Here is an 18,249-nt window from a genome sequence, read left to right as displayed (position 1 = left end):
TTCACCTTGCGCAATCGCGCTTCATTATTTATGGAAATCAAAGGAATGACTTATCCAAATTATCAACAAGATCTCAACACCGCACTTGAATCGGAAATATTGGGTGAATTGATTTTTCTCAATGCAGCCAAGTACTCGCGTTCAGTTGATCAACAACACAAATGGCAAATATTGGCGCAACTGGAAACCCAAACACTGCAAAAACTCCAACTGTTTCTAAAAGAACAAGGGAGAACTGCCTCGATTCGACCTCATGTCAAACTACAGGCCAAAGCATCGGGTATTGCAATGGCAAAGCTCCCTTGGAAACTCGCCATGCGCTTACTCAAACAAGGCACAAAACCATTTATGGCGACCTTTGAACGCATGAATCAACATGCTGGAGCCGATACCCAAGATTTTCTAAAATATTTACTTGCACATGAACAAGCTTTAGCAGAATTTGCGACACAAGAATTAAAAGGAAATAGTACAAGCTCATTAGCACCTGTATTCGCCTTATTAAAAAGCTAGGTCGATTGACCAAGCTTTTTATTCAACATGGATTAGGCAATCGAAACATTTAAAAGTAATTGCCGTTTTTTCACTTGTTGTCCGACTTGGCCAATTAACTCATCAACAACCCCATCAACATCAGACTTGATTTGTTGCTGAATCTTCATTGCTTCCAACACCAATAAGGTCTGTCCTTTGCTCACCGTATCACCGACATTGACCAAAAGATTAACGATTGCACCATCCATAGGTGCACGGATTTTGCCATCACCAATAACCTCTGCGGCTTCAGGCGCGGCATAGGTGCTATTTTCAATCACAATATTGCCATTACCTGCATCTAAATACAGTTGATTCTGATCCAAAACATAATTCAGCTTACGGCGTATCCCATTGGCTTGATAGATAATTGTCCCATCAACGATCTCGACTACATCAACCGTAGCATGTTGATCGCATAATTGAACCGTGACTTGATGATGATTTGACTGAACATGCAACAATAGTTGCTGGTCGGCATATTTCAATCTTAATGGGAACGGAACTGAAACGCCGGTTTGCCACGCTTGATTGGACTGATCTTGTTGAGTAAATAATGCGGCAGCAACAGCCAAAGTTTCAACTTCTAACACTTGTTGATGCAGACTGACATCATCCTGAAAGTGCTGTTGGATAAAAGCGGTATTGGTATCGCCTGCGACAATAATCGGATGACGCAACAAACTAGACAGGAATTGTTTATTACTATTTACACCCAAAAGTACGCAATCATCGACCGCTCTCGCCAGCAGGCGAATCGCATCCTGACGTGTTTTGCCATAGGCAATCACTTTAGCCACCATCGGGTCATAAAATGGGCTAATTTCACCTTGTTCCAACATGCCATGATCGATACGGACATTTGGCAACTGCGCTGGTTGCCAACGTAACACCCTACCTGTTTGTGGTAAAAAATCCTGACGCGGATCTTCGGCATACAAACGTACTTCGATCGCATGACCATTTAAGGTCAGTTCATGTTGCTGTAATGGTAAAGTTTCACCATTGGCGACTCGTAATTGCCATTCAACCAAATCAAGCCCAGTAATCATTTCTGTCACGGGGTGTTCAACTTGCAAACGCGTGTTCATTTCCAAGAAATAAAACTCGCCTGATTGATCAAGTAGAAACTCTACCGTACCCGCACCGATGTAATCACAAGCTTTGGCCGCAGCTACCGCAGCCTCACCCATTTTTTGGCGTAATTCAGGGGTCATAACTGGACAAGGTGCTTCTTCAACCACCTTTTGATGACGACGTTGAATCGAACAATCACGTTCGAACAAATACACATAATGACCATGCGTATCCCCAAACACTTGTATCTCAACATGGCGAGGTGCGATGACTGCTTTTTCAATAATCAGCTCACCTGAACCAAAAGCATTTTCAGCTTCAGAACGTGCAGTTTTCAAAGCTTCCAATACGTCAACAGCTTGGTGTACCAAACGCATACCGCGCCCACCACCACCAGCCGATGCTTTCACCATTAAAGGGAAACCGATTTTTTCTGCCTGTTCAGCAAGGTATTCAATATCCTGTTGGTCACCTTCATAACCCGGTACACACGGCACACCAGCCTCAATCATGGCAATTTTGGATAAACGCTTACTGCCCATCAAATGAATTGCTGCGGCATTCGGACCAATAAAGGTAATACCATGATCACTGCAGGCTTGTGCAAAGTCAGTATTTTCTGACAAAAAACCATATCCTGGATGGACCGCATCAGCACCTGTCTTTTGGCACGCTTCAATAATATTGGCAATCGACAGATAAGATTCTGAAACTTTAGATGCACCGATATACACAGCTTCGTCTGCAACCTGAACATGTCGGGCATTGGCGTCAGCATCGGAATATACAGCAACGGTTTGATAGCCCATTGCTTTGGCCGTTTCCATCACGCGCACCGCAATTTCGCCACGGTTGGCCACTAATACTTTTGAAAATTTCATTTTATGTTCCTCAAAGCATAGCTTTTCGCTTGCACAGTGGCAAAGCGATGCTTTGCTATTTCACTGTTCACGTCCAATTTGGCAAACGTTTTTGAATAAATGCCATCGTGCCCTCTTGGCCCTCTGCACCACCGACCGCTTGTGCAAACTGCTGTGCAGCATCATCCAAAAGTACAGTTAAAGGTTCATTTAACGTGCGATGTAATAAGGCTTTAGTAGCGCGAGAGGCCAATGGTGCAGCACGCTTAATCAGTTGGATCGTTTCAGCAAGCTGTTGTTCTAGCTCGGCATCATCTTGAGCGACCTGATGCACCACCCCGTACGTTAATGCGGCCTCACCATTAAAACGTAAACCCAACAATGCCAAACGACGCGCTTGAGTCAGACCAATACGTTTCACCACAAAAGGCGCGATTTGCGCAGGTAAAATGCCTAGCCCTGTTTCAGGCAAACCAAATTGGGCATCATTACGGCTAATCGCAATATCAGAGACACAAGCCAAACCAAAACCACCGCCCAATATTGCACCCTCAAGCACGACCACCACAGTTTGCGGTGCTTGATCCACATATTCAATCATGGCACCAAAGCGGCGATTAAAATCAACATAAGGCTGCAAGCTACCTGCATTGGCAGCTTCTGCACGAAGTGCTGCCATATCCTTAATGTCACCTCCTGCACAGAAGTGACCGCCTTTACCGCGCAGAATCACGGCGCGAATCGAAGCATCATCAGAGATATGCGCAAAGACCTGTTGAATGGCATTGACCATATTTAAACTCATGGCATTACGGCTCTCAGGACGATTCAACCAAAGCGTTAAAATACTGCCTTCTTGTTCAAGTTGAATGCTGTCATCCACTTGTAAATTATTTAGCATTTTTATAATCCCTAAATACCCAGATCAAATAAGAAAAACGTATAGCGAGGCAGCTATTGCAAGGCATAAAATTGGCGAAAAAGCGAAGAATATTCAATATATTTGAGTATTTTGAGCCAATTTTTAACGCAGCAAGAGCAACGTAGCTAGTTTTTCTGTTTCTTCGGCAAGATATCCATCAGCTTACAAATGATCCCGAGCATAATCTCATCCGCACCACCACCAATCGAGCCTAAACGCCCATCACGGAACAATTGCGATGCTGGGTTATCCCACATGAAACCATTCCCCCCCCAATATTGCAGGCAGCTATCTGCCACTTCACGACTTAAACGCCCTGCTTTGAGTTTTGCCATTGATGCCAACATGGTGACATTTTCCCCTGCAATATGTTGTTCACAGGCTTGATTCGTCAGTGCTCGCAATGCTTCAACTTCAGTCATCAGCTCTGCAAAACGAAAATGCACATATTGATTATTAATCAATGGCTGACCAAATGTCGTCCGCTCTTTCGCATAATCAATGGTTTGCTGAATCACTTTTTCCATACCACCGACCGCATTGGCACATGCCCACATACGCTCTTCTTGGAACTGCATCATTTGCATCATAAAGCCCATGCCTTCCGCACCAACGAGATTACGTTGCGGTACGCGCACATTGTCAAAATAAACTTGGGCGGTTGTGGTCGAACGCATTCCCAACTTATTGAGCGGCTCTGAAAAACTGATCCCTGCGGTCTTGGCTGGTACAATGATCATCGATTTGTTGACATGTGGTTTGTCATCAGATGTGTTGGCAAGTAGACAAAAGAAATCCGCTTGAAGCGAGTTAGTGATCCACATCTTGCTGCCATTGATCACATAGTCATCACCATCTTTTTTGGCTGTGGTTTTAATCGCGGCAACATCAGAACCCGCATGTACTTCTGAAACAGCAATCGCGGCGACATACTCCCCCAAAATGGCTGGATTGAGAAATTCATCTCGGAGTTCTTTACTACCAAAGCGAGCAAGCGCAGGCGTTGCCATATCAGTTTGCACACCAATCGCAAGCGGCACACCGCCACATGCTGCACGCCCTAACTCTTCTGCCACCACAAGGTTATAAGAATAATCTAAGCCCAAACCGCCATTTTCTTCAGGTTTACAAATGCCTAATAAACCCAAATTCCCCATTTTTTTAAACACATCATGAATTGGAAAACGTCCTGCTTCCTCCCACTCTGGAATAAATGGATTCAATTCATTTTCTACAAACTGGCGTGTAGTGCGGCGTAAGGCATCATGCTCTGCGGTAAATTTCATTGTTTTTTTCCTTAAATTTAATATTCATAAATCCCTCCCAACCTCCCTTTTCAAAGGGAGGAGTTCCCCTCTTTATTAAAGAGGCTTACGGAACGATGTTCCTCAGGAGAGATTTCTTAAAATCTCGACACACCAAATCGAGTTGGATTCAACTCACGTTGTTGTGCTTCATATATAGTTTGTAATAGGAAGATCAGGACCTTGCGCGTATCTCTTGGATCGATAATGCCATCATCATGCAGCATTGCAGTGTTGAATAAGGCAGTCGACTGCTGCTCAAGTTTCATGGCAGTACTTTGCTCAAGAAAATCTAACATTTGTGGATTTGGTTCCATGCCAGAAGCTTTTTGCTTACCCTCAGCAACGATACGCAGCACCTTGCCGGCCTGTGCCGATCCCATGACCGCGACATGTGAGTTTGGCCACGCAAAAATAAAGCTCGGTGAAAGACTGCGTCCGCACATTGCATAGTTACCTGCACCATAAGAGCCAGCAACAATGATCGAAATTTTAGGCACAGTGGCATTGGCAACGGCCTGAATCAACTTGGAACCATGCTTAATGATGCCGTTCTGTTCCGCATCTGTTCCAACCATAAAACCTGTAGTGTTATGCAAAAATAAAAGCGGACGTTGGGTCTGCTCACAGAGATGAATAAACTGTGCCGCTTTGACTGCACCTTGTGGTGTAATCGGACCATTATTGGTAATGATACCAATATGCACCCCACCCATTTTTGCCCAGCCACATACCGTTAAGGCATCGTATTCCTGTTTAAACTCCAGAAAATCCGAATCATCAATAATGCGAGCCACAATCTCTTTCATATCGAAAGGTTGTTTTGGGTCTTGCGGGATGATGCCTAATAGCTCTTCTGCTGAATAACGAGGTTCTTTGTATTCTTGACTAAGACGTGTGGTTTGTTCTTTCCAGTTCAAATGCTCAAAAATTTCTCGTGCCAAACGAATACCATCGGCATCATTTTCAGCAAGATACTCCGCTACCCCTGACACTTGGGTATGCATTTCTGCACCACCCAGTTCTTCGGCAGTTGCCACTTCACCTGTTGCAGCCAGTAACAGAGGTGGACCTGCCAACAACATTTCAGTTTGTTTGCGCACCGCGATCACATAGTCAGATAGACCTGGTTGATATGCACCACCTGCGGTTGCATTGCCATGTACGACTGCGACTTGCGGAATGCCTGTTGCAGATAATCGAGCTTGATTGGCAAAAGTCATTCCACCATAGGTAAATACTTCTGCGGCATAATTTAAGTTTGCCCCACCACTTTCAGTCAAAGTCACCATCGGTAACTTTTGTTCAAGCGCGATTTTTTGCAAACGTAAGGTTTTCTGAACACCCATCGGTGACATGGTGCCGCCTTTGATGGCACTATTACTGGCAGAGACTAAAGCGCGGACACCACTCACAAAGCCGATCCCAGCAATGATGCCACCACCTGCTTCAGAACCATCTTTATCATCATGCATGTTGTAGCCGACTAAGCCACACAGCTCGACAAATGGTGAATCAGCATCAAGCAATAAACGTATACGTTCATGCGGTAAGATTTTGCCTTTCTTGTCAAACTTCGGTTTTGCAGCATAGGATTTATCAATGCTTTTTTGCTGTACAGCACGAACTTCTGCAAGCTGACTTAATAACGCTTCACGGTTTTGCTCGTATTGCTCACTACCTACAGCGATTTCAGATTGAAGAATAGTCATCATTTATTCTCCATCTGTATTTTTAAAAATATCTGGAATAAATGCACGGTGGAAACCATTAAATGCTTCATTGTTGGTGGCATCCGCCAATGGGTACATGCGCGTACCTTGTGATGCTGCACCGTCAATACGTAAAGTCACGCCTGAAACAAAAGCCGCTGCATCAGAAAGTAAATAACAAATCGCTGAAGAAATTTCAGATTCCGTCCCCATACGTTTTAAAGGAACGTTGCTTGCCAAACTTGGAATAATGACTTTGGCAAAGTCACCGCTGTAGTTATCCATACCAGAGGAAATAATCCAACCTGGTGCAACTGCATTAACACGTACGCCTGATTTACCCCATTCCACCGAAGCCGTTTTGGTTAGGTTATCTACCCCTGAACGAGCCGCTCCTGAATGCCCCATACCCGGCATACCGCCCCACATATCTGCGGTCATGTTGACGATACTGCCACCATGCTTTGCCATCCATTGATTATAAGCTTCACGCATTAAATAGAATGTAGAGTGCAGATTGTTACGGACCACAGCATCAAAGCCATTGGCAGAAATATTTTCGAGTGCAGAAGGAAACTGACCACCAGCGTTATTTACTAAACCATCGAGCTTGCCAAATTTTTCAATGACTTCAGCAATCATACTTTTGACTTGTTCTTCATCACGGTTATCGCAAACGATGAAATGGACTTTGCCACCGTCCTCTATGATTTCTTGGCTAACTTTTTCCAGCTTTTCAATTTTGCGCCCTGTGATCACGACTTGCGCACCCAAAGATGCCAGCTCGTGTGCCGTACAGCGGCCAATACCAGAACCACCGCCTGTAACGATAATCACTTTATCGGCAAATGCATCGGTTCTAAAAATTGATTGATAACTCATTTTGCTCTACATCCTTTACTTTATTTTTCTAACAACTTTGCTGGGATTTTCACTGGCATATCCAATAATTGCTGCGCAAATGCCTTGCCTTGTGGATCAATACGTAAACTGGCAATTCCGCCGCCACCTAGCGCATTTTCCAACATAAAATTCAATGCATTCATCGCAGGTAACTCATAACGAATCACCTTGGATTTTTCAGGATCTAAAACATGCTGCATATATTCAGCAACACTGCCCTCAGTCAATGCAGCCCGAATCCAAGGTAAATATTCCGCTTTACGTGCGATCACACCAATATTGCTATGGTTACCTTTATCACCGCTACGTGCATGAGCAACATCAATTAAAGGCACCTCAATCTCATCGCCTTGATAGGTTGCGACCTCACCGATTGGGTGAGGAACAAAATCTTGTGTTACTGAACCTGCTGGAATCTGCACAGGATGACGCTGTCCTGCAAAATCTACTTCAACATTGATTTGATCTTTATCAATCAGGAAAGAGAATAATTTGACCACTGCCGATGCTTTAGGACGCCCGCCTACAATGCCTGCCAAAGCAGGTGCCATACCGGTCGATGCTTGAGCAATCTCAGATGCAAAGAACATACAGGCTTCTTTAAACATATGCTTTACTGCGATCTTCACCACCACTTCACGGCTATCATTGACTTTGGCATGTGCGCCATAAGTACTTTCAATCCCTAGAATTTCGACAGATTTTTCACTAAATGGCGGTACTGAACGCAATGCGAGGACACGTTCACATTTATTGATGATCGCATCCGCAATCACTTGCGCTTTTTCAGGTGCTTCGCGTCCAGCAATAAGGAAACTAACCAAGACACGATAACCATCCGCGTAGGTCGCACTGACTTTATATTGTGGTGTAGGCGCTCGTCCTGTCGCGCCAGTCACTTTCACGCGATGCTCACCAACTTGCTCTAAATGAGCTTGGCTAAAATCTGTGGTCACATCAGGTAAAAAATAAGCTTGAGGATCGCCAATCTCATAAACAATCTGTTCGGCAACCGTAGCAGTCGACACCAAACCACCTGTGCCCTGTGGTTTAGTCACAATGAATGAAGCATCGGCACTGACTTCAACAATTGGAAAGCCCATGTTGTCAAAGCCTTCAACCAAACGCCAATCGGTAAAATTACCGCCTGTACATTGCGCACCGCATTCAATTACATGTCCAGCTAAACAGCCTTGTGCAAGCTTGTCATAATCATCCAACGACCATTTGTACTCATGTAATAATGGGGCAAGAACAACAGCCGAATCCACCACACGCCCCGTAATCACGATATCCGCGCCTAAGTCCAAAGCATCACGAATCGCAACTGCACCTAGATAAGCATTACTACTAGCGACATGTGCTGGCAAAGGCTCACCATTAAACATTTCTTGCACATTTTGTTTTAATAATTCAGCATGTTTTGGCAACACATCATCACCAAGTACCACCGCAACTTTTAGATCTAAGCCTTTCTCATCAATAATTTTTTGTAAGGCATCACGACATGCCAATGGATTGACGCCACCAGCATTGCTGATGACTTTAATTTTTTTCTCAGCAATTTTATTGATTAAAGGAGACATCACCCGACTAACAAAATCCAACGCATAACCATGACTTGGATCATTCATCATCGCTTTTGCCATAATCGACATGGTGATTTCAGACAGATAATCAAAGACTAAATAGTTAATATCACTAAGGTGCACCAATTGGAAAGCAGCGGTATTGGTATCTCCCCAAAAGCCTGAAGCACAGCCAATTTTTACTACTTTCTGGTCATCCTGTTTGACGCTTGTCATGAGCTTTCTCATTGTTATTTCAGAAACACCTCAACATTACCAAGCAAGTGCTTGGTTTGTAAAGTGCATAATGATATGCTGTATTGGCAAAAATGGACTTTTATAAGCAAATGCTTGTTATAAAAAGATAAGACAATTCATGAAATGAATTTTGTTACAATACACTTAGATTTAACGGGATAACGGACTGGCATGATCGCAACTTCAATTGAGCAAATACCAAAAATTGTTTGTTTTGATGACAGCCCTCGTGGACGTTTGCTGCTTGGTGCCGCTTATTTATTTTATAAACAAGGTTATGACAAAACTACCGTCCGCCAACTCGGTGAATTTATTGGCATCCAATCGGGCAGTCTGTTCCATCACTTCAAAAGCAAAGACGAAATTTTAGCGACGGTGATGGAGCAAACCATCATTTATAACTTTGCTCGTTTAAAAGAAGCGGCTGAACGCTCAAATGATCCAGAACAACAATTACGTGATTTAATCAAAGCTGAGTTGATTTCAATTACAGGCGATACAGGTGCTGCAATGGCTGTATTGGTGCATGAATGGTTTGCTTTATCTAAAGAAAAACAAGATTACCTTCTGAAAATGCGGAATGAGTATGAGCAAGTCTGGCTCGATGTCATCGAAAAATTACGCACTCAAGGTAAGGTCAAACATGATGCTTTTATCTGGCGACGTTTGGTCGGTGGTTCGATTTCTTGGACAGTGACATGGTACAGACCAGAAGGCAAAGTAAAGATTGATGAGTTGACGGAAATGGTCTGGGAAATGGCTTTAAAATGAGTTCTATCTATTTACGCCCCCCATTCAACCGATTTAGCTGAAATTAAACGAGCTTACTAAAATAGTATTCAACCTCATCAACCTTGGACCTACCCACCGAGCGACTTTAAACAGTATCTTGAACAAGAACATCGTTACTTTGTTTGCTTAGCTGAAAGTCATGAGATTGTAGGGACCTTTAATATTTCAAATATTATTCGTGGTCAATTTCATTCTGCTTATTTGGGATATGAAGCTTTTTACCCTTATGCAGGTTATGGATATAAGCGAAATGCTCTTCAACTTATTTTAAAAGAAGCTTTTTCAAACCCTTAATCTACATCGTTTAGAAGCCAATATTCAACCCGATAATCTTGCCTCTATTCGACTGGTTTCAAAAGCTGGTTTTGTGAAAGAAGGATTTTCTCGTCAGCATCTTCGGGTGGGTGGGAAAGAATGGAAAGATCATGAGCGATGGGCGATTTTAAATAAGGGATGGACCGATAAAAAATATCAAGTCTTCTAGTAATTGAAATATTTGAAGCATTAAAATAAAACAAATAAAGCGATGCCAATTTCGTAGGAATAATATATGCGATGTTTAATCATAATATTACTTTCCAGCCTAATACTCGGCTGCACAGATGATATCGTTACAACTAAATTTACAAATCTACAGCATGCTCAAGCTGAACATGCATTTGAACGTGGTTGGCTACCTCCAATTTTACCGCCAAGCACAAAAAATATTATTGAAATAAATAACCTTGATTTAAATATTGGTCATGGCTCCTTTACCTTCTCTACAACCGACTTAGACTATTTTAGCGATCAAGGTGCAGTTCCAATTAAAATAAACAATGCGACTCGGGGCACAAAGAAGAAACTACAGGATCAAGGATTTCAATTTTACGTATACGCTAAAGATTCATCACTTTGGTATATCGCAGTTCATCCAGAAGGGAAAGGAGACTATTGGATCGAATCAATAAAATAGTCTCCCGCATATAAAGATCAGTAACCCAATTGCTTACTAATCAAATCCTTCATAATTTCTTCCGCACCACCGCCAATCATATTCACCTTCACTTCACGATAAATTCGTTCAGATTTCATGCCACGCATAAAGCCCATTCCACCTAGAGTCTGCACCGCAGCATCTGCACAAAATTGCATGGTACGAGTTGCTACGTTCTTCAGCATCGAGATTTGAGCGACTAGCTCTGCACCTTGCTGCTCTCCCTGTCCCATTCGATAAGCAGTATCTTCCAACAATGCTCGTGTCGCAGTCAGTTGCGTTGCCATATCCACCAACTTATGGCGAACGACTTGATGGTCAACTAAACGCTTACCAAAAGTCTGACGCTGTTTTGCCCAATCCAAAGCCTCTTCATAGCAGACCAAAGCATAACCATAGGCAATCGCCCCCAACCAAAAACGTTCCATATTAAAGTTATTCATAATCACTTTAAAACCAGCATTTTCTTCGCCCAATAAATGATTGACTGGCACTTTCACATTGTCGAAATGTAAGTGAGCAGTATCCGATGCCCACCACCCCATTTTCTTTAATAGCGTTTTGCTAATGCCTACGCTATGAGCATCCACCAATAACATCGAAATGCCTTTTGCACCTTTCGCATCAGGATCAGTACGCACTGCAACCGTATAATAATCGGCTCGCATTCCTGAAGTAATAAAGGTTTTTTCCCCATTGAGAATGTAATAATCCCCCTCACGAACAGCTTTGGTTTTTAACGCTGCTACATCCGATCCGCCACTTGGCTCAGTAATTGCCAAAGCAGAGATTTTCTCCCCTGCAATAATTTGCGGCATCACCTCATCTCTGATCTGTTGTTTGGCAAAATGATGAATCGGTGGTGTGCCAATACTATGAATCATCAGCGAAATATGTACGCCTCCCGAAGCCGCTTTTGCCATTTCAATCGCTGCTAACAAGACATGAAAAGCATCTGCCTCTGGAATCCCACCATGTTCCGCATCAAAGCCCAAACCGAGTAATCCAACACTCGCCGCTTTTTGATACAGCTCACGAGGGAATGTTTCCGCTTCATCCCATTCAGTCACAAATGGCGAAATTTCTTTTTCTACGAACTTTTTGACACTATCCGCAAAAGCACGATGTTCTTCCGTGTAGTAAATTGGGTTTAAAGATAAACCATCCATGTTATTATTTTCCTTGAACAAGTTACTCTTAAATTAATCGTCCGGCATTAATATCCAAGCTGACGACTGGCTAGATCTTTCATAATTTCTTCTGCTCCGCCACCAATCATATTCACTTTAACTTCACGGTAAATACGTTCAGATTTCATCCCACGCATGAAGCCCATGCCACCTAAAGTTTGCACCGCAGCATCGGCACAAAATTGCATAGTTTGCGTAGCAACATTCTTGAGCATACAAATTTGTGCGATCAACTCATTGCCTTGTAATTCGGGTTTGCCTAGACGATAAGCCGTATCTTCCAATAAAGCACGTGTTGAGGTTAAACGAGTCGCCATATCGACCAATTTATGACGAACAACCTGATGGTCAATAAGTCGCTTACCAAAAGTCTGACGCTGTTTTGCCCAATCCAAAGCTTCCTCATAACACACCAAGGCAAAGCCATAACTACTGGCTGCAAGGAAAAAGCGCTCCATATTAAAATTATTCATAATCACAAAAAAGCCCATATTCTCTGCACCCAACAAATTCGTTGCAGGAACTCGAACATTGTCAAAATGTAAATGTGCCGTATCCGAAGCCCACCAACCCATCTTATCTAGTTTGGTCTTGGTAATGCCTGCACTATGAGCATCAATCAGCAGCATTGAAATCCCATTTGCACCCTTGGCATCTGGATCGGTACGTACCGCGACCGTATAGTAATCAGCTCGCATTCCAGAAGTAATAAAAGTCTTTTCACCACTAACAACATAATAATCACCGTCACGAACGGCTTTAGTTTTTAATGCTGCCACATCCGATCCACCACCAGGTTCAGTAATCGCCAAGGCAGAGATTTTTTCACCCGACAAAATCTGTGGTAATACCTCAGCTTTCACCGCTTCATTAGCAAAATGCTGAATCGGTGGCGTACCAATAGTATGAGATAATAACGAAGCAGTTAACCCACCTGATGCGCACTTTGCTAGTTCAATAGAAGCCAATAAAGTATAAAAGGCATCTGTATCCGCAACCCCACCATATTGCTCATCAAAACCAACACCTAGCAAACCAATATCCGCAGCTTTTTTATACAACTCACGAGGGAAAGTTTCTGCTTCATCCCACTCATTGATAAATGGACTAATCTCTTTTTCCACAAAACGCTTTATGCTCTCTGCAAATGCAAGATGTTGTTCGGTGTAATACATCGGATTAAGTTGCATACTGTGCTTCCTAGCAATTATTGATCATCGTTTTCGAATATTTATATGAACACTAAGGTATCAAAATCACCAAAACCAAGCAAGCGCTTGGCACAATTAAAAGATAAAAATACCCCCACCTAAAACTTTAAGTTTCTTTATAGGAGGCATTTCACATTAAGCTTATTTAGATTTTTAATAGACCACGAAATCCGCGAGTTGCATAATAAGATTGTGCTCCGTTATGGTAGGTAAATACTCGACCATAGCGGCTATCACAAAAAATAGCACCACCCAATGCACGAATATCATCTGGTGTTTTCACCCAGCTCGAAGTTTTTAAATCAAAATGTTCAAGCGATTGTAGTTCTTTATATTGCTCTTCCGTCAATAATTCAATCCCTATCATTTCAGCAATATCGATAGCATTACTTTCAGGCTTGTGCTCTTTTCGAGACTCTAAAGCTTTGCGGTCATAACATAAGCTTCTACGTCCCTTCGGAGTTTCTACTGCAAAATCACAAAATACAATCTCTTTTAATTTAGTGTCAAAGATGACCACATCAGGCTCTCCACCTGTATCTTCCATTTGATTGAGTGACCATAACTTTTCCGGTTGCTGTTTTAATCTATTTTCTACGTCTACCCAATCGACTCCTTGATGGCGATGCATGTTTTGTTCAAAACGTTTTTTTAAGATTATCAATAGAGCAACTGTGTGCTCAGCATCTAATTGTTTTTTCTTGATCATTTTCATTCTCTATACTATTTATTAATGTTAGATAGATCTGCTTTTAAATAATAACCGAACTCCAAAAATACTGGCATTGCTTACATTTATTTCCATGCTTATAAAAAAATAATGGAAAACCAATTAACAAGAAAACGATATAAGCTGGTTTCTTCCCTTTGATATAAGCTTCGATATTTTTACTACCACAGTTTGGACAACATTCTTCATTTACACCAAATTTTTGCTCTAGCTCAGCACTAAAATCTTTTGCAAGAATCACTTTTGCTTCATCTGCATAAACCTCAGGTACTAACAACCGAACGCCACCCAAGGCATTAGAGTAAAGCCAATTCATATTAATCATATGCTCATTTTCAATTTGAGCAGGAATCTCAGCCGCCTCTAACTGCGTTTTTGCAATTTGTGCTTCATAAGGAAAAGAAAATGTTTGTACCACTATCCAAACCATATTGAAAACATCTTAAATAATTAAAAGTATATAACAAAAAAACCTCCCAACATAAGTTGGGAGGTTTTCGTATTTAAAAGCTGGCGATGACTTACTCTCACATGGCAAGTGCCACACTACCATCAGCGCGAAGAGGTTTCACTTCTGAGTTCGGGAAGGGATCAGGTGGTTCACTCTTGCTATTGTCGCCAGCAAACTGTTGTGGTGCTTTGGGGTCTTAATCACGTTGTGAGTTAAATTTCACAGTGTGTGCCTTACTTACGAACCAAAGAGTTATTAACGGATTAGCTTCATTGGGTCTGAATTGTAACTAGTTTTTCAACTAAATCAAGTTCAATCAGTTTAATTTACACTGACTGTTTGGATTTGAATCGAATTGATGCTTTATATACAACTGCTTGGGTGTTGTATAGTCAAGCCTCACGAGCAATTAGTATTGGTCAGCTTCATACGTCACCGTACTTCCACATCCAACCTATCAACGTCCTAGTCTCGAACGGCTCTTTAGAGGACATAAAGTCCTAGGGAAATCTTATCTTGAGGTAGGCTTCCCGCTTAGATGCTTTCAGCGGTTATCCCTTCCGAACATAGCTACCCGGCGATGCCACTGGCGTGACAACCGGTACACCAGAGGTTCGTCCACTCTGGTCCTCTCGTACTAGGAGCAGATCCTCTCAAATTTCCAGCGCCCACGGTAGATAGGGACCGAACTGTCTCACGACGTTCTAAACCCAGCTCGCGTACCTCTTTAAATGGCGAACAGCCATACCCTTGGGACCTGCTTCAGCCCCAGGATGAGATGAGCCGACATCGAGGTGCCAAACACCGCCGTCGATATGAACTCTTGGGCGGTATCAGCCTGTTATCCCCAGAGTACCTTTTATCCGTTGAGCGATGGCCCTTCCATACAGAACCACCGGATCACTAAGACCTACTTTCGTACCTGCTCGACTTGTGGGTCTCGCAGTTAAGCGCGCTTTTGCCTTTATACTCTACGCGTGATTTCCGACCACGCTGAGCGCACCTTCGTACTCCTCCGTTACTCTTTAGGAGGAGACCGCCCCAGTCAAACTACCCACCAGACATGGTCCTCGCCCCGGATTACGGGGCAGAGTTAGAACCTCAACATTACCAGGGTGGTATTTCAAGGATGGCTCCATTAGAACTAGCGTTCTAACTTCAAAGCCTCCCACCTATCCTACACAAGTAAGGTCAAAGTTCAATGTCAAGCTGCAGTAAAGGTTCACGGGGTCTTTCCGTCTAGCCGCGGGTACACCGCATCTTCACGGCGAATTCGATTTCACTGAGCCTCTGCTGGAGACAGCGCCGCCATCATTATGCCATTCGTGCAGGTCGGAACTTACCCGACAAGGAATTTCGCTACCTTAGGACCGTTATAGTTACGGCCGCCGTTTACTGGGGCTTCGATCAAGAGCTTCGCTTACGCTAACCCCATCAATTAACCTTCCAGCACCGGGCAGGCATCACACCCTATACGTCCACTTTCGTGTTTGCAGAGTGCTATGTTTTTAATAAACAGTTGCAGCGGCCTGGTTTCTGTGGCTGCCAATAGCTCAGACCGCAAGGATCATCACCGTCAGCAGCGTACCTTCTCCCGAAGTTACGGTACCATTTTGCCTAGTTCCTTCAGCAGAGTTCTCTCAAGCGCTTTGGTCTACTCGACCTGACCACCTGTGTCGGTTTAGGGTACGATTCCTGTGTAACTGAAGCTTAGAGACTTTTCCTGGAAGCATGGTATCAGCCACTTCACTGTACAAGTACAGCTTGCTATCGACTCTCAGCATAGAGCACCCCGGATTTGCCTAAGATGCATGCCTACTGTCTTCCACCTGGACAACCAACGCCAGGCTGACTTAACCTTCTCCGTCCTCTCATCGCATTACACAGAAGTATTGGAATATTAACCAATTTCCCATCGACTACGCCTCTCGGCCTCGCCTTAGGGGTCGACTCACCCAGCCCCGATTAACGTTGGACTGGAACCCTTGGTCTTTCAGCGAACGGGTTTTTCACCCGTTTTGTCGTTACTCACGTCAGCATTCGCACTTCTGATACCTCCAGCATACTTCTCAATACACCTTCATCGGCTTACAGAACGCTCCCCTACCACGTAACTTAAAAGTTACATCCGCAGCTTCGGCACATAGTTTTAGCCCCGTTACATCTTCCGCGCAGGCCGACTCGACTAGTGAGCTATTACGCTTTCTTTAAAGGGTGGCTGCTTCTAAGCCAACCTCCTAGCTGTCTATGCCTTCCCACATCGTTTCCCACTTAACTATGATTTTGGGGCCTTAGCTGGCGGTCTGGATTGTTTTCCTCTTGACTACGGACGTTAGCACCCGCAGTCTGTCTCCCGGATAGTACTCATTGGTATTCGGAGTTTGCATCGGTTTGGTAAGTCGGGATGACCCCCTAGCCGAAACAGTGCTCTACCCCCAATGGTATTCGTCCGAGGCGCTACCTAAATAGCTTTCGGGGAGAACCAGCTATCACCAGGCTTGATTAGCCTTTCACCCCTATCCACAAGTCATCCCCTGGCTTTTCAACGACAGTGGGTTCGGTCCTCCAGTTAGTGTTACCCAACCTTCAACCTGCTCATGGATAGATCGCCTGGTTTCGGGTCTACACCCAGCAACTAAACGCCCTATTAAGACTCGATTTCTCTACGGCTCCCCTATTCGGTTAACCTTGCTACTGAATGTAAGTCGCTGACCCATTATACAAAAGGTACGCAGTCACCAAACAAGTTGGCTCCCACTGCTTGTATGCATGCGGTTTCAGGATCTATTTCACTCCCCTCACAGGGGTTCTTTTCGCCTTTCCCTCACGGTACTGGTTCACTATCGGTCAGTCAGGAGTATTTAGCCTTGGAGGATGGTCCCCCCATATTCAGACAAGGTTTCACGTGCCTCGCCCTACTCGTCATCATTGTATGTGCCCTTTCGTGTACGGGAATATCACCCTCTACGTTCGCACTTCCCAGAGCGTTCCACTAGAACACATACAACTTAATGGGCTGATCCCCGTTCGCTCGCCGCTACTAAGGGAATCTCAATTGATTTCTTTTCCTAAGGGTACTGAGATGTTTCACTTCCCCTCGTTCGCCTTGCATACCTATGTATTCAGTATGCAATACCTACCTTGTGGTAAGTGGGTTCCCCCATTCAGAAATCTCCGGATCAAAGGATATTTGCCGCCTCCCCGGAGCTTATCGCAGGCTATTACGTCTTTCATCGCCTCTGACTGCCAAGGCATCCACCACATGCACTTAATTACTTGACTATACAACCCCAAACAGTCGACGTTACCTACAAGTAGTAACTTCAACATTTCAGTTTGACGCACTGTGCACTTAAGCACCGTACAGCTTCAATCTAATTCATATACCAAAACGCTTGATTCAGTTAATCGCTAGTTCTCGCATTAATCTTTCATCTAACTGCAACACTTTCGTATTACCGTTAAAATCATATTAATCGAGTTTTGAACAATTTATTTCAGACTCAATTCTACTAATCTGTTAATGAATTAATGTAACCTCGTCAGCTACATTAAACTGTGATAAATCACAGAACTTAATAAACCAAGATCATTCGATCTTCTTATTCACTAAATTCTGTAATCTTTAGCCCGTACTCCGTAAAGTACGTGGTGGAGACTAGGAGAGTCGAACTCCTGACCTCCTGCGTGCAAAGCAGGCGCTCTACCAACTAAGCTAAGTCCCCAGCTTATCATTGTGAATTCTATATCCTTAAATCTTT

13 protein-coding genes, 1 tRNA gene, 2 rRNA genes and 1 pseudogene are annotated in these 18,249 nt (G+C 43.5%); 4 read left to right on the top strand and 13 right to left on the bottom strand.

The annotated features are described in order from the left end of the window. Positions 1–45 precede the first annotated feature (45 nt). Positions 46–513, top strand: a complete 468-nt coding sequence (locus F903_RS04995; RefSeq protein WP_005195205.1) for a hypothetical protein — start codon at positions 46–48, stop codon at positions 511–513. A gap of 32 nt (positions 514–545) precedes the next feature. Here F903_RS04995 and F903_RS04990 read toward each other — a convergent pair whose 3' ends face one another. From F903_RS04990 to F903_RS04965, 6 genes are all read right to left on the bottom strand, one after another. After that, positions 546–2,492 (bottom strand): acetyl/propionyl/methylcrotonyl-CoA carboxylase subunit alpha, encoded by a 1,947-nt coding sequence (locus F903_RS04990; RefSeq protein WP_005195204.1) that lies wholly within the window; start codon positions 2,490–2,492, stop codon positions 546–548. Between the two features lie 67 nt (positions 2,493–2,559). Next, a complete protein-coding gene (locus F903_RS04985) occupies positions 2,560–3,372 on the bottom strand; it encodes an enoyl-CoA hydratase/isomerase family protein (protein WP_005195203.1) in 813 nt (270 codons plus the stop codon). Positions 3,373–3,518: 146 nt separating this feature from the next. Further along, the gene (locus F903_RS04980; RefSeq protein WP_005195202.1) at positions 3,519–4,679 is read right to left on the bottom strand and encodes an acyl-CoA dehydrogenase family protein; all 1,161 of its coding nucleotides are present in this window, start codon (positions 4,677–4,679) and stop codon (positions 3,519–3,521) included. Positions 4,680–4,795: 116 nt separating this feature from the next. Further along, positions 4,796–6,409 carry an acyl-CoA carboxylase subunit beta gene (locus tag F903_RS04975; protein WP_034595102.1) on the bottom strand — a complete coding sequence of 538 codons (1,614 nt, stop codon included), beginning with the start codon at positions 6,407–6,409 and terminating at the stop codon, positions 4,796–4,798. A 3-nt stretch (positions 6,410–6,412) separates the two neighbouring features. Beyond that, positions 6,413–7,291: an SDR family oxidoreductase gene (locus tag F903_RS04970; RefSeq protein ID WP_005195199.1), complete on the bottom strand. Its 879-nt coding sequence runs from the start codon at positions 7,289–7,291 to the stop codon at positions 6,413–6,415. Between the two features lie 20 nt (positions 7,292–7,311). Then, complete coding sequence (locus F903_RS04965) at positions 7,312–9,117, bottom strand: acyclic terpene utilization AtuA family protein (RefSeq protein WP_005195198.1); 1,806 nt, start codon at positions 9,115–9,117, stop codon at positions 7,312–7,314. Positions 9,118–9,309: 192 nt separating this feature from the next. Between F903_RS04965 and F903_RS04960 the strand changes: the two genes are divergently transcribed. The 3 genes and pseudogenes from F903_RS04960 (at position 9,310) to F903_RS04955 (ending at position 10,885) form a co-directional block, all read left to right on the top strand. Then, positions 9,310–9,909 carry a TetR/AcrR family transcriptional regulator gene (locus tag F903_RS04960; protein ID WP_005195197.1) on the top strand — a complete coding sequence of 200 codons (600 nt, stop codon included), beginning with the start codon at positions 9,310–9,312 and terminating at the stop codon, positions 9,907–9,909. Beyond that, positions 9,906–10,414 (top strand): annotated as a pseudogene (locus tag F903_RS16370) (GNAT family N-acetyltransferase). The gene F903_RS04960 and the pseudogene F903_RS16370 overlap by 4 nt, the downstream one beginning before the upstream one ends. 66 nt (positions 10,415–10,480) lie before the next feature. Then, entirely contained in the window at positions 10,481–10,885 is a 405-nt protein-coding gene (locus tag F903_RS04955; protein ID WP_005195196.1) for a YbbD-related protein, read from the top strand. A gap of 17 nt (positions 10,886–10,902) precedes the next feature. On the opposite strand, the gene F903_RS04950 is transcribed toward F903_RS04955, so the two are convergent. From F903_RS04950 to F903_RS04920, 7 genes are all read right to left on the bottom strand, one after another. Then, positions 10,903–12,075, bottom strand: coding sequence for an acyl-CoA dehydrogenase family protein (locus F903_RS04950; protein WP_005195195.1), 1,173 nt, complete (start codon positions 12,073–12,075; stop codon positions 10,903–10,905). 47 nt (positions 12,076–12,122) lie between these two features. Further along, positions 12,123–13,286 (bottom strand): acyl-CoA dehydrogenase family protein, encoded by a 1,164-nt coding sequence (locus tag F903_RS04945; RefSeq protein WP_004669670.1) that lies wholly within the window; start codon positions 13,284–13,286, stop codon positions 12,123–12,125. 166 nt (positions 13,287–13,452) lie between these two features. Continuing rightward, the gene (locus F903_RS04940) at positions 13,453–14,016 is read right to left on the bottom strand and encodes a DUF4256 domain-containing protein (protein ID WP_005195192.1); all 564 of its coding nucleotides are present in this window, start codon (positions 14,014–14,016) and stop codon (positions 13,453–13,455) included. A 43-nt stretch (positions 14,017–14,059) separates the two neighbouring features. Further along, positions 14,060–14,467, bottom strand: a complete 408-nt coding sequence (locus tag F903_RS04935) for a putative signal transducing protein (RefSeq protein ID WP_005195190.1) — start codon at positions 14,465–14,467, stop codon at positions 14,060–14,062. Between the two features lie 78 nt (positions 14,468–14,545). Beyond that, positions 14,546–14,660, bottom strand: a 5S ribosomal RNA gene (gene rrf, locus F903_RS04930). A 216-nt stretch (positions 14,661–14,876) separates the two neighbouring features. After that, positions 14,877–17,770: ribosomal RNA gene (locus F903_RS04925) — 23S ribosomal RNA — on the bottom strand. Between the two features lie 367 nt (positions 17,771–18,137). Continuing rightward, positions 18,138–18,213 (bottom strand) — tRNA-Ala (locus F903_RS04920). Positions 18,214–18,249 lie beyond the last annotated feature (36 nt).

It is taken from the genome of Acinetobacter sp. NIPH 298 (assembly GCF_000369505.1).
Classification (GTDB): Bacteria; Pseudomonadota; Gammaproteobacteria; order Pseudomonadales; family Moraxellaceae; genus Acinetobacter.
Note: the sequence above shows the minus strand (reverse complement) of the source record. Positions and strands in the feature narration are given on the sequence as shown.